This is a genomic window from Edaphobacter sp. HDX4 (assembly GCF_036877565.1).
GTDB lineage: Bacteria > Acidobacteriota > Terriglobia > Terriglobales > Acidobacteriaceae > Edaphobacter.
In genome coordinates this window covers 106,986-120,512 of sequence record NZ_JAEDXW010000003.1, presented here as the reverse complement: position 1 = coordinate 120,512, position 13,527 = coordinate 106,986, and the positions used below count along the sequence as shown (strand labels likewise).

Here is a 13,527-nt window from a genome sequence, read left to right as displayed (position 1 = left end):
GTAAGGATAAATGACCGGACTAGAGAGCCGATAACACGATTGCCAGAACGACAACCCCGAGCAGCAGACTGCGACGGTCAGTGATGGCATAGAGGACGGGATCCTCGTCCAGCTGGCCACGCGATGCCTGGAGCCACAGGCGGCTGATCCAAAGCAGGAGAACGGGGATGAGGAGCCAGAGACGCTTGGTGTGGGTATAGAGCTGGGCTGCGTCGAGGTTGGAGATGTAGAGAGTGAGAACGGCTACCGAGACATACCCCGAAGCCGAACCGAAGCTGCGGAGCTGCTCCAGATCGCTGATGTGATAGCCGCGGCCCTTGGCGACCTCTCCACCACGTTCGCGAAGATTTTCAAGCTCAGCGAAACGCTTGACGAATGCCAGGGACAGGAAAAAGAAGATGCTGAAGCTGCCGAGCCAGGCGGAGGCCTCGATCCCAGTGGCTGCCGAACCAGCCAGGATACGGATGGTATAGAGCCCTGACAGAACGATGACGTCGACGAGGACAGCGCGCTTTAGACGGAGCGAGTAGGCCAAGGTGGTGACGGCGTAGATTCCAAGCCAGACCAGGAATTGGTAGGGCCTCCTGAGCGCAAGGTCCGGAGAGACACGGGCCACGGCATGGGGTAAAGCGAGTGCGATGGCGAGCGAGGCGGCGAGGAAGATCAAGACCACCGCTACACCGGAGATTGCTGAAAGATCGCCTGACGCGAAGGGCCGACGGCGCTTGCGTGGATGCTGGCGGTCTGCTTCCAGGTCGAGTAGGTCATTGACGACATATGTCGCCGAAGCACACAAACCAAAGGAAAGAAAGGCCAGCAACGAAGCCAGAAGCAGGGCGGGATGAAGGTTGTGGCCCAGCAGCATGGGCAGGAAGAGCAAAACATTCTTGGCCCACTGATGGATTCGGAGCGCCTTAACCCAGGCTTTGAGGGGGAAGACGGTTTCGCTAAAGGTGCGAGCAGGAGTGATACGTGCCTTACGCAGGGCGGACTGAAGCCCGCGTGTAGGGTTGGCCACCATGGGATGGTGGCAGTTTTCGAGCAAAGGAAGGTCGGGAGAGGCGTTCCCGATGTAGCAGAACTGGTCGCCGAAGGTCTCGCGAAAGGCTGCCAGTTTGTTATGACCGGCGAGGTTAAGTGCGCCATCAGAGGCCAGAACCCCTTGAAAAAGACCAAGATGCTCGGCGATACGGTTGGCCAGGGCGGAGTCGGCGGCGGTGGTCAGATAAATAGCCCTGCCCTCTGCGTGCTGTTGCTCAAGAAATTGCAGCAGTTCACGGTTGTAGGGCAGGTGAGCTACATCTAAGGACACAGACGAGGTGATATGGCGCTTAAGCGCGGCCTTGCCCTGAAGGAGCCATCCCGGAATGCGGAGCAGCATCGCCGGGTGATACCGGGCCAGGGCGAGCGTTGAATCGACCAGGGTGTCAGATTTTACGAGAGTACCGTCTAGATCAACACATAAAGCGGGCAAAGCAGCAGAATCGAAGGCGGGGGCGGAAGTGGTCAAAAGTCGTGTCCTTCCTTCAAAAGAGGCGATTACCGGCCGTAGGTGGAGCAGTTGTCGCTCGAAATGAGCCAAGGAGGCGAAACATTCGGTTCTCCTTGTACGTCATTATTAATTATTCTGAAGGTTCTGCAGAAGACCTTCAGAGTCCTGTTTCCAATTTTTCTTCACACTCTAACAATAGGCAATTTCTGAGAGCACGGTGAGCGCGCCAATGTCATCAGCCCCGATCAGCGAACACGAGATCCAGCCTGCCCTGCCGGCGGCCAAACCAGTTCCCAGTTTACCGGAACCAGAAAAGCCGGAGGGATCAGGCTTCCGTAAGTGGATCATCTTCCTGGTGATCGCCCTGGTCGTGGGGGCTGCCGTCTGGAAGATTCGCAAGAATACTTCGGAACAGATGACAGAAGGACAGAGAATGTCTGGCATGTCTGACCGTCCGACCCCTGTCCAGACGGTGCATGTGCAGCAGAAGACGATGCCTATTTATCTGACGGCACTGGGAACGGTCACAGCCTATAACACGGTGACGATCAAGTCGCGTGTGGATGGTCAACTGCTCCGTGTAAACGTTCGGGAGGGGCAGAAAGTGCGGCAGGGAGAGTTGCTGGCGGAGATCGATCCGGCTCCCTACCAGGCGGCACTGGCACAGGCGCAGGGTCAGCTTGCTCGCGATCAGGCGCAGCATGCCAATGACCAGGCACAGGCGACTCGTTACAACTCCCTGTTAGAGGCCGGCGTCGTGTCCCGGGAAAATGCGCAGGCCCAGCAGGCGCTGGCCGGCCAGTCCGGCGGCGCTATCCAGGCAGACCAGGCGGCGATTCAGGCGGCGAAGGTCAACCTGAACTACACGAAGATCACTTCTCCCATTAATGGAGTCGTCGGTTTGCGCCAGGTCGATCCCGGTAATATCGTTCACGCTTCGGATACGAACGGCTTGCTGGTTGTCACTCAGTTGCAGCCGATCTCGGTGATCTTTACGCTTCCTGAAGATCATCTTCCCGAGGTTCTGGACCTGACCCGCAAGGGCAGGAAGCTGACCGTCGAGGCGTACGACCGGTCAGGCGCAACCCACCTGGCTACAGGAACCGTGCTCACGGTGGACAACCAGATCGATACGACGACGGGAACCGTGAAGGTTAAGGCCGTCTTCGAAAATAAGGATGGAGCCCTCTTTCCCAACCAGTTCGTGAACGTTCGGCTGGTGTTGCAGCAGCGACCAAATGCAATCGTGATTCCAACGGCTGCCCTGCTGAGCGGATCGCAAGGGAATTATGTATATCTGGTAAAGCCCGGCGATCCCCCGGCGGAGCTGCAGGCCGAAAACCCCTCGAACAACAGCCAGAGGCAAGGTAAGGCTGGCAGTGGAAAGGGAGCCGGCCCCGCACAGAATCAACCCCACGCCTATGTTATTGCACAGACGGTGAAGGTGGACCTGACGGAAGGCTCGCAGGTCATTCTCTCGAGTGGCGTGAAGCCCGGCGATCCGGTTGTGGTTGACGGACAGGAGAAGCTGCGAAACGGAAGCCGCGTGATTCCACGGCAGGCCGCCAATCCGAATGGTCCCCGGGCGGTGAACCCGAACCGAGCCGATACGGGCGTTGCGGAGACTTCGGACAAGTCAGAGAGTTCTGATCAGCCTCAAGGCAGTCACGCACGCACAGGAGGCCAGCAGCCATGAGCCCTTCACGGCCATTTATTCTGCGGCCGGTGGCCACCTCGCTTTTGATGGTGGCCATTTTGCTTGCCGGCTGGGTCGCCTACCTCCAGCTTCCGGTGTCAGCACTTCCTCAGGTTGACTATCCCACGATCCAGGTCATGACCTTTTATCCGGGCGCAAGCCCGGAGGTGATGGCGTCTTCGGTCACGGCACCTCTGGAACGGCAGTTCGGCCAGATACCTGGGCTGACGCAGATGACTTCGACCAGCTCGGGCGGTGGCAGCGTGATCACGCTCCAGTTTGACCTGTCGGAGTCGATCGACATTGCGCAGCAGGATGTTCAGGCTGCGATCAATGCTGGTTATAGCTATCTGCCAAAGGACCTTCCCAATCCTCCGGTCTACAGCAAGGTGAACCCTGCCGACGCTCCTATCCTTACGCTGGCGCTCACGAGCGACTCGCTGCCGCTGGTGAAGGTTGAGGATCTGGCAGACACGGTTCTGGCCCAGAAGATCTCACAGTTGACGGGTGTGGGCCTTGTCTCTATCAATGGAGGACAGAAGCCTGCCGTTCGGATCCAGGCAAACCCGATGGCGATGGCCAACTACGGACTGAGCCTTGAAGACCTGCGAAGTGCTCTGGGTACATCTAACGTCGATCAGGCCAAGGGAAATCTCAACGGGACACACCAGGCCTACACGATCGGGGCCAACGACCAGCTACTGTCCAGCCAGGATTACGCGAAGGTTATTATCGCGTACCGTAACGGCTCGCCGGTGCGCCTGTCGGACGTGGCCAATGCTGTCGATAGCGCGGAGAACCTTTACCAGGCCGCGTGGATGGGAACGGCTGCTCGTCCTGCGGGTAAAGATGCAAACGGCAAAGAGGTTGAGGCGCGGGATGTCGAGCTGAAGCCTGCAGTTATCGTCAACATTCAGCGGCAGCCCGGCGCGAACATCATTGGTGTGGTCGATGAGGTTCAGAAGCTTCTCCCGCAATTGCGGACGACGTTGCCGGCCAGCGTAAACCTCGAGGTTCTGACGGATCGAACGAACACGATCCGGGCTTCCGTTAAGGACGTTCAGTTTGAACTGATGCTGACCATCGCGCTGGTCGTGATGGTGATCTTTCTCTTTCTGCGGTCCATTGCCGCAACAGTCATTCCTTCGATTGCGGTTCCGCTTTCGATTATCGGCACCTTCGGTGTGATGTATCTGCTGGGGTACAGCCTTAACAACCTCAGTCTGATGGCTCTAACGATTTCTACGGGTTTCGTGGTCGACGATGCCATCGTCATGATTGAGAACATCTCACGCTACCTGGAGGAAGGAGACGGACCTCTGGAGGCGGCGCTAAAAGGATCGGAGCAGATCGGCTTTACGATTCTGTCGCTGACTATTTCGCTGATTGCCGTTCTGATTCCGCTGCTCTTCATGGGCGACATCGTGGGTCGGCTATTCCGAGAGTTTGCAGTCACCCTGTCCGTTACCATTCTGGTCTCTGCCGTCGTCTCGCTGACACTTACACCGATGATGTGCGCGAAGCTGCTACGCCACAAACCGGCCAGTCAGCAGAGCGCCTTCTACCACAAGAGTGAACAGTTTTTTGAGTACATCATTGCGAAGTATGCAGTCGGGGTGCGCTGGGTCCTTCGTCACCAGACACTGACGCTGCTGGTGACGCTCGCAACTTTCCTTCTGACCATCTACCTCTACATCATTGTCCCTAAGGGCTTCTTTCCGGTACAGGACACCGGCGTCCTGCTGGCTATCACCGAAGCACCTCAAACAATCAGCTTCCAGGCGATGAGCACACGCCAGCAACAGCTTGCGCGAGTGATTCTTCAGGATCCCGATGTCGAAAGCGTCTCCTCCTTTATCGGCATCGACGGGACGAACTCGACACTGAACAGTGGCAGAATCCAAATCAACTTACGTGACCGCGAGGAGCGGACGACGAGCGCGAGCGATGTTATTCGTCGGCTGGGACCCCGGCTCTCGCAGGTTGAAGGAATTCAATGCTTCCTGCAACCACTGCAGGACCTTACAGTTGAAGATCGCGTGAGCCGCACGCAGTACCAGTACACGCTGGAGGATGCGAACGCAGAGGAGCTGGCCACCGCTACCCAGCGGATGGTGGAGAAGCTTAAGCAGGTTCCGGAGCTCACGGATGTTGCCAGTGACCAGCAGCTCGATGGGCTGGAAGCGCATCTGGTGATCGACCGCGACACCGCTTCGCGGCTGGGCATTACGCCTCAAAACATAGACGACACACTCGACGATGCCTTCGGTCAGCGCCAGGTGTCGACCATGTTTACCCAGTTGAACCAGTACCATGTGGTACTGGAGGTGGCACCGAAGTATCAACTGAACCCGCGCGCGCTCGACAACATCTATGTCAAGAGCTCGAATGGTACGCAGGTTCCGCTGTCGACATTTACTCACTTCGAAGAACGCCGTACAACCCTGGCGATCAATCATCAGGGCCAGTTCCCCGTGGTAACCATTTCCTTCAACCTTGCTCCCGGCAAATCGATCGGCGATGCCGTCGCGGCTGTCAACAAGGCGAAGGACGAGTTGAACCTGCCCCGAAGCGTGAACGCAGAGTTCCAGGGAACTGCTCGAGCCTTCGTAGCTTCCCTCTCGAACGAGCCGCTGCTGATTCTGGCGGCGCTTATCGTCGTGTATATCGTGCTCGGTGTGCTGTACGAGAGTTATATCCACCCGATCACAATTCTTTCGACGCTCCCCTCCGCAGGTGTGGGAGCGATCCTTGCGCTCCTGCTCTTCCATGTGAACCTGAGCGTGATCGCATTGATCGGCATCATCCTGCTGATCGGCATCGTGAAGAAGAACGCAATCATGATGATCGACTTCGCCCTGGAGGCGGAGCGCGAGCACAACATGGAGCCTGAAGACGCGATCTATCAGGCATGCCTGCTGCGGTTCCGCCCCATCATGATGACGACGATGGCTGCACTGCTGGGCGGTGTTCCCCTGGCAATGGGCACCGGAACGGGCAGTGAGCTTCGACGGCCGCTTGGCATTGCGATCGTCGGCGGCTTGATCGTGTCACAGATTCTGACATTATTTACTACGCCGGTCGTCTACCTGTTCTTCGACCGGATTGGACGGAAGTACCTGCATACAGCCGAGGCTGACGCAGAGTTTCGCGAGCATGAGCATGCAGTGAGTGCGGACTGATGGAAAAGCGAATCGAAGATCGAGAGCGCGAGAAAGCCCGTAGGGACGCGGCAAAGATGCCGAAGACTGCAGGGTTTCATTTTTCCGCACCCTTCATTAAGCGACCTATCGCGACAACGCTGCTCTCGATCGCGATCATCCTGGCGGGAATCGTAGCCTACAAGATGCTGCCGGTGTCGAGCCTGCCGCAGGTCGAGTTTCCAACGATCTCTGTAGGTGCAGGGCTTCCAGGAGCAGACCCGGAGACCGTCGCGTCGGCCATCGTTACACCGCTTGAACGGCAGTTTGCCCGGATCGCGGGCGTCAACGAGATGACCTCCAACTCCGGACTGGGCAACGGGTCGATCGTCCTGCAATTCGATTTGAGCCGCGACATCAATGGAGCCGCCCGGGACGTGCAGGCTGCCATCAACGCGGCGCGTAGCCAGTTGCCATCGAATCTGCCGCAGAATCCGTCGTACCGCAAGATCAATCCGTCAGACTCTCCGATCCTGATCCTGGCACTGACTTCAGATACGCTTTCCGTTCCCCAGATTTACGATGCCTGCGACAGCATCCTCGCGCAGAAGATCGCACAGGTGGAGGGTGTTGGACAGACTTTCTGCGGTGGCAGTGCGAAGCCTGCGGTGCGGATTGAGGCCAATCCGACATTGCTGTTCAACACAGGGATTGGTCTTGAGGCTCTTCGAGCGGCGCTCGGGACAGTGAATGTCAACCAGCCAAAGGGATATTTGCAGAATGACACGCGCCGATGGGGGATCAGCACAACAGATCAATTGTTCGGTGCCGCAGCGTATGCACCACTCATCATTGCAACCGATCGGGGACCAGTAAGCTCGGCGGCGGCGGCCAGTGGACTGCCGGCATCCCTGCAAAGTGCCGTCGGAGAGAACTCGGCATCGAGCTCTTCCGGAGCGACGGGGACGACGGCAACTTCGAGCAGTAGTCCGGCAGCGGCGGGCCATGGGATCGTCCGGATTCAAGATGTAGCGCAGGTTATCGACAGTGTCGAGAACATCTATACCGGAGGCTACTTCAACGGAAAGCCAGCCATTCTGGTCATCGTCTTCAAGACCTCAACCGCCAACGTCATCGAGACGGTGGATAACGTACTGCAACTGCTGCCTACTCTCCAGGCGGCGATTCCTCCCGCAATCCAGCTGCACGTAGCACTGGACAGAACGCTTACGATTCGTTCTTCGATCAAGGATGTAACACAAACCCTGATCCTTTCGGTTTTGCTGGTTATCCTTGTTGTTTTTATCTTCCTCCGCGAAGTTCCGGCGACACTGATCCCGAGCGTCTCTGTACCGCTGAGCCTTCTTGGTACATGCGGCGTCATGTATCTGCTGGGTTATACCCTCGACAACCTGAGCCTGATGGCTTTGACCATCTCAACCGGCTTTGTGGTTGACGATGCCATCGTCGTGATCGAGAACATCTCACGGCACCTGGAGATGGGAAAGTCGCCGTTCCAGGCAGCCATGGACGGCTCCAGAGAGATCGGCTTTACGGTCGTGTCCATGAGCACGTCTCTGATCGCTGTCTTCATTCCCATCCTGCTGATGGGAGGCATCGTTGGCCGCCTCTTCCGCGAGTTTGCCGTGACGCTGTCGACGGCCATTCTCGTCTCTCTGGTCGTATCGCTGACCACCACGCCGATGCTGAGCGCAAAGTTCCTGGTTCCACATGAGCGACGCAAACATGGCCGCTTCTATCGTTGGGGGGAACAGGGACTAGCCTGGATGACACGTGAGTATGAGCGCGGACTGAACTGGGTTCTGGAGCACCAAGGCATTGTGCTCACAGTCACGATTCTGACTTTCGTGTTGAATATCTACCTATTCATCCTGGTGCCCAAGGGATTCTTTCCCCAGCAGGATGCAGGCCGTATCGGCGGCTCTATTATCGGACAGCAGGATATCTCGTTCGATGCGATGAAGCCGAAGGTAGAGCAACTGGCAAAGATTGTCCAAGCTGATCCTGGCGTTGAAAATGTGATGTCGTTTGTGGGGGGCGGTGGTCCCGGCGGCGGTGGCAGCAACATGGGCAACATGTTCGTCTCACTGAAACCGGATGATGAGCGCCTCAAGCGAGGGGATACGGCGGACGTGATCATTAACCGTCTGCGGCCGAAGACGGCGGGCATTCCTGGAGCCGTGCTTTATCTGCAGGCATTCCAAGACCTGAGAATCGGCGGAAGAAGCTCCGCCACGCAGTATCAGTATTCGTTGACCGCAGACAATCTGAACGAGCTAGATGAATGGGCGCCGAAACTTATGGCGGCCATGCAGAAGATCCCAGAGATCAAGGACGTCGCTACCGACCAGCAGAGCAATGGATTAAAGGCGCAGATCGTGATCGATCGGGATACGGCCTCGCGGCTCGGTGTCTCTGCGCTAGCGATTGATGCGACCCTATCGGATGCCTTCGGGCAGAGGCAGGTCTCCACCACATACCGTCCTCTCAACCAGTATCACGTCGTGATGGAAGTTGCGCCGCAGTATCAACGGAATCCGGACGCCCTTAAGAACATCTACGTAAAGAGCACAACGGGCGCGATGGTCCCACTCTCTGCTGTGACCCATGTAGAGTCACAACGAATTCCGCTGACGGTAAATCATCAGTCGCAGTCTCCTGCAACGACACTGAGCTTCAACCTGACTCCGGGAGTCTCGCTCAGCCAGGCGACGGAGGCGATCGAACAAGCGCGTGTCAACATCGGAATGCCCTCGACCATTCACGGAGGGTTCCAAGGCACGGCGCAGGCGTTCCAAGCATCGCTTTCGAGCGAGCCGGTGCTCATTCTCCTGGCTCTCATCGCTGTCTATATCGTTCTCGGCATGCTTTATGAGAGCTTCATTCACCCACTCACCATTCTTTCGACGCTTCCCTCCGCCGGCGTCGGAGCAATCGTGGCGCTGCTGCTCTTCAAAGTGGAGCTTAGCGTGATTGCGATGATCGGCATCCTCCTGCTGATCGGCATCGTGAAAAAGAATGCCATCATGATGATCGATTTCGCTCTGGCAGCGGAACGGCTGGAAGGAAGGACGCCGGTCGAAGCTATACGCCAGGCATGCCTGCGCCGCTTCCGTCCCATCATGATGACTACGATGGCGGCGCTCCTCGGTGGACTACCGCTCGCACTCGGCCAGGGTACCGGAAGCGAACTGCGGAGGCCGCTCGGCATCACGATCGTGGGTGGACTGATCGTTTCGCAGTGCCTGACACTGTTCACCACACCGGTTGTCTATCTCTTCTTCGATCGGCTGCGAATGCGTGCGAAGAAGCTGGCCGGAGCTGGCAAGAATAGATCGGTTGAGCATGCCCAGCCAGTGGCTGGTGACTGATCGATTTATTTTAGAGTCAAGAAACAGCGAAGCTCCCGCCGATGTGACGGGAGCTTCCTTCGTTCTGATGACTGCTTATCGTGCAGGAGTGAGTGAATCTTCAGTGGTGCTGTAGCTTTCCTTCAACTCTGAGGATCCATAGAGTTGGGAGATGCTCGGTCCCGCGGGGAAGTAGGCATTCGCGAAGTACTGGCTCAGCATGCGCTGGGTGTTGAAGAATGTTCCGTTCATCGCGATGCAGTGCTGTTGCAGACGAGCCCAGGCGTTTGGATTGGCCCAGAGTGGGGCGACAACTTTCTCAAGCTTGTTGTAGAGGCTGTTGGCTTCCGCCTCTTCCGTCTCGCCGTTTTCGATTGCCCAGCCCGTGGTATTCTCCGCGCACCCTTCAATCCACCAGCCATCCAGTATGGAGAGCGAAGGCACACCGTTGAGTGCGGCCTTCATGCCGGATGTGCCTGAAGCTTCATACGGGCGACGAGGTGTGTTAACCCACACGTCGACTCCCTGGGTAAGCAGAGCTCCCAGCTCCCAGTCATAGTTCTCGACGTAGTAGATTTTAAGGAACTCCGAATTGAGTTTTACGGCAGCAGAGAAGACATCGCGAATGAGCGCTTTGGCAGCATTATCCGCCGGGTGTGCCTTGCCTGAGTAGAGGATCTGGAGTCCCCCAATCTTCTCTGCAAGCGAACACAGACGCTCAGGATCATGGAGTAGAAGACCTGCGCGCTTGTAGGTCGCCACGCGACGTGCGAAGCCGAGCGTTAGAACAGAAGGATTGAAGTAGTGGCCCGTCCGGCGAGCAAGCCATGCGAACAATCTCTGTTTACTCTTGACGTGTGAAGCAGAGATGCGAGCGGGATCGATTCCATAGGCAGAACGGAAGTAGCGATTGTCTGTCCGCCAATCGGGGATCTCAGTGTCGAACAATTCCTGGAAGGAAGGGGACATCCAGGTGGCGGCATGAACTCCGTTGGTGATCGAGTTAACCTTGTACTCTGGGAACATGTACTGAGAAACCTTGCCGTGCTGCATGGCTACCCCGTTGACGTAGCGGGAGAGACACAGCGCAAGGTATGTCATGTTCAGCAGCCCGTTGTGTAACCCTCCGGCGGCTTCGATGGCGGCTCCACGATCGTGGCCGAGCACCTGATTCATCTGGTCCAAGCCGAACTGGTCGTGCCCAGCAGGAACGGGAGTGTGAGTGGTGAAGACGCACAGCTTCCGAACGCTTTCGCGATCGGTATCTGTCGCCTCGCTCAAGGGACGGCCCTGCAGACAGGTTTCAAGAAGGCCGATGGTCAGAAGGGAGGCGTGCCCTTCGTTCATGTGATAGACCTCGGGCCTGACATCGAGAGCCTGCAAGAGCGCGATCCCGCCAAGTCCGAGAATCGCCTCCTGGCAGAGGCGGTAGTAGGTATCGCCTCCGTAAAGATGGTCGGTCAGCTTGCGATCCCACGGATCATTCCCTTCCAGATCGCTGTCAAGAAGAAAGACAGGAACGATGTGTCCCGTGGTTCCGATAACGTCGTATCGCCATGCTCGGAGCTGGACCTGGCGATCCTGCAGGTTGAGAGTGACGGTCGGACCCGCTGTAGGCAATTGCTCGGGCGCCCAGGGAACATCCGCTTCGGTCTGCTGGCCCACATCGGAGAGCTGCTGCCGGAAATAACCCCGACGATAGACCAGAGATACTGCCACCATGGGAGCAGATGTATCGGCTGCCGAACGCAGGGTGTCACCCGCGAGCATACCAAGACCGCCACTGTAGGTGGGAACCTGCGGCGAGAGGGCAATCTCCATCGAGAAGTACGCAATGGTCCGATTTGAAAGATCGAAATCAGCGGAGGGAGAAGATAAGAAGGTACTGGTCTGCATAGTGGTCCTCATAATCCGGAGGCGTAATACCGGTTAGTCTGATCTCTCCGTTCACAACCGCAAGACACGCTGGTAAGCGTGGAGATATGCGGGCCTGCCTGAAGTTTATCAAACCGAGCCTCAATCTAATATGCAAGACTGGTCATAATCGCTGGATCGCATGAGGTATTGACTTTTCTGACCCTTTTGTCGCCTCGTGACCACATTCTGACGTCTCCGATACAACCTTTCGACAGCATCGTACTTTCTCACAGCTTCACGGCCTCGGTGACGGCTTCGTCCAAGCGCTGCCAGATCTGATCCATCCAAGACAAGTGTTCGGGTTTCATCATGACAGAGCGGAGACACGTAACGTAGCCACTGGTGTGACCGGGAAAGCTATCGGGCGGAAAGAAACGAAGCGGTACCGTGGCCAATGCGAGGTGGAGATTGCGCTGTGCGGCAAGATCAAATACTCGCCTGGCAAGATCTGAAGAGCTTTGCGGGGTACCCTCAGGGCTCCGGATGGCATAGAAGACAATATCGAGTTGAGGAGGCATGTTGGGCGCAAGCAAACGCCGATCTGCGACGATGCGCCGATTGAACTCCAGCGCGGCTTCCCGACCCATACTGAGATTTTTGCCGAACTGCCCATCACGCGAGTATGGAAGCAGGCGCTGGGTTGCCCAAAGAGCGACCGCAGAGGCACCGGCCCGCGAACACTCCAACGAGATTTCACCGAGGTGAAGCTCTGTCGATGAGAAATAGGTGAAGGGAGAGTCGTGCTTGTAGAAGTGGCCGATGGTCGGATCGCGAAACAGCACGGCACCACAACCATATGGTTGCAGGCCGTGTTTGTGGGGATCGACCACGATGGAGTCCGCGCGAGGAATGAGATCGAAGGCAGCGCGTGCATCGTCAGCGAGATTATTGGCGAGGATGAAGTAGCCGCCATAAGCGGAGTCAACATGGATTCGGAAACGATACCTCTTCTGCAACTCAAGTATCTGGGGAAGTGGGTCGACGGCACCAACGGCAGTCGTTCCCAGGGTTGCGACTACGGTTCCGATCTCGTTAGTCTGCAGCGCGTGCTCGAGGGCGATCATATCCATTCGCCCGGAGGTGTCAGAAGGAATCTCCACAAATGGCAGATTGAGGACGCCGCTGATGCGGGTATGCGTGTAATGTGCCTGATCCGACGCCGCGATTCCTCGCCCAGGCAGAGTCTGGCCTGACACCCACAACGCTTCGAGATTCGCAAAAGTCCCACTGGAGGAGAGGTGGCCGAGGTAGCGAGGAAAGCCGAACATCCTCGCCAGTTCCGCCACAGCCTCAAGTTCCATGGTCGAGCTGGCGCGCCCTCCATCAAGGGCATGATTGTTAGGATTGACGGACATCGTCAACGCGTACGCCATCCGTGCTATGGGATGCGGCGGTTTTAGCATCTGGCCGGCGTAGAGCGGATGCGCATAGGGGTAGTTGTCGTGTAACCGCGTGGCAACTTGCTTGAGGATCTCGCCAGCATGGGCATCGAGCTCAACCGCAGGAGCCGGCGGAAGATTGGAGAAGCCGGCATCCAGTTGACGCTGTGCTTCGCTGAGAAAGCTAAAGAGTTCCTCTGTCGCAGAATCAGTCGCCATACTCTGATTGAACCACTAAAAGCTCTGGGTGATGAAGCCAAATCGAAGAGCATAGCCAACGGAGACAGCAACGAGGAAAGCCACAATCGTCCAAGTGGTATTGCACATGCGTTTACGCACAGCCTGGACGATGATGATGGCGAGGAAGACTCCTATCGCCAGCAGAAGTCCGTCAGGGATGAAGTATCGTGAGCTTCCTGACGTGACTGACGCAGTCGCCCAATGCAGATTGAAAGGATGCAGGAAGCTACCAAATGCGAAGACTGCCAGAAAGAGCACAAACTGAGCGAAAGTCGTGAAGGTTTTCTTCATG

The 13,527-nt window shown here is 57.1% G+C and carries 7 protein-coding genes; 3 read left to right on the top strand and 4 right to left on the bottom strand.

Annotated features, from left to right (window positions below; all coding sequences use genetic code 11):
• Positions 1 to 19 precede the first annotated feature (19 nt).
• Entirely contained in the window at positions 20 to 1,510 is a 1,491-nt protein-coding gene (locus JAO29_RS04695; RefSeq protein WP_334267025.1) for a UbiA family prenyltransferase, read from the bottom strand.
• Positions 1,511 to 1,721: 211 nt separating this feature from the next.
• On the opposite strand from JAO29_RS04695, the gene JAO29_RS04690 reads away from it, so the two are divergent.
• The 3 genes from JAO29_RS04690 to JAO29_RS04680 are packed head-to-tail and all read left to right on the top strand — an operon-like array spanning position 1,722 to position 9,720.
• A complete protein-coding gene (locus JAO29_RS04690; RefSeq protein ID WP_334267024.1) occupies positions 1,722 to 3,188 on the top strand; it encodes an efflux RND transporter periplasmic adaptor subunit in 1,467 nt (488 codons plus the stop codon).
• Entirely contained in the window at positions 3,185 to 6,370 is a 3,186-nt protein-coding gene (locus JAO29_RS04685; protein ID WP_334267023.1) for a multidrug efflux RND transporter permease subunit, read from the top strand. Before JAO29_RS04690 ends, JAO29_RS04685 begins: the two co-directional genes overlap by 4 nt.
• Before the next feature lie 56 nt (positions 6,371 to 6,426).
• Positions 6,427 to 9,720: an efflux RND transporter permease subunit gene (locus JAO29_RS04680; protein ID WP_334267208.1), complete on the top strand. Its 3,294-nt coding sequence runs from the start codon at positions 6,427 to 6,429 to the stop codon at positions 9,718 to 9,720.
• A gap of 75 nt (positions 9,721 to 9,795) precedes the next feature.
• On the opposite strand, the gene glgP is transcribed toward JAO29_RS04680, so the two are convergent.
• From glgP to JAO29_RS04665, 3 genes are all read right to left on the bottom strand, one after another.
• Complete coding sequence (gene glgP, locus JAO29_RS04675) at positions 9,796 to 11,595, bottom strand: alpha-glucan family phosphorylase (RefSeq protein ID WP_334267022.1); 1,800 nt, start codon at positions 11,593 to 11,595, stop codon at positions 9,796 to 9,798.
• Between the two features lie 248 nt (positions 11,596 to 11,843).
• Positions 11,844 to 13,214 (bottom strand): pyridoxal phosphate-dependent decarboxylase family protein, encoded by a 1,371-nt coding sequence (locus tag JAO29_RS04670; protein WP_334267021.1) that lies wholly within the window; start codon positions 13,212 to 13,214, stop codon positions 11,844 to 11,846.
• 15 nt (positions 13,215 to 13,229) lie between these two features.
• On the bottom strand, positions 13,230 to 13,526 hold the full coding sequence (locus JAO29_RS04665; protein ID WP_334267020.1) for a hypothetical protein: 297 nt from the start codon (positions 13,524 to 13,526) through the stop codon (positions 13,230 to 13,232).
• Position 13,527: the final 1 nt, after the last annotated feature.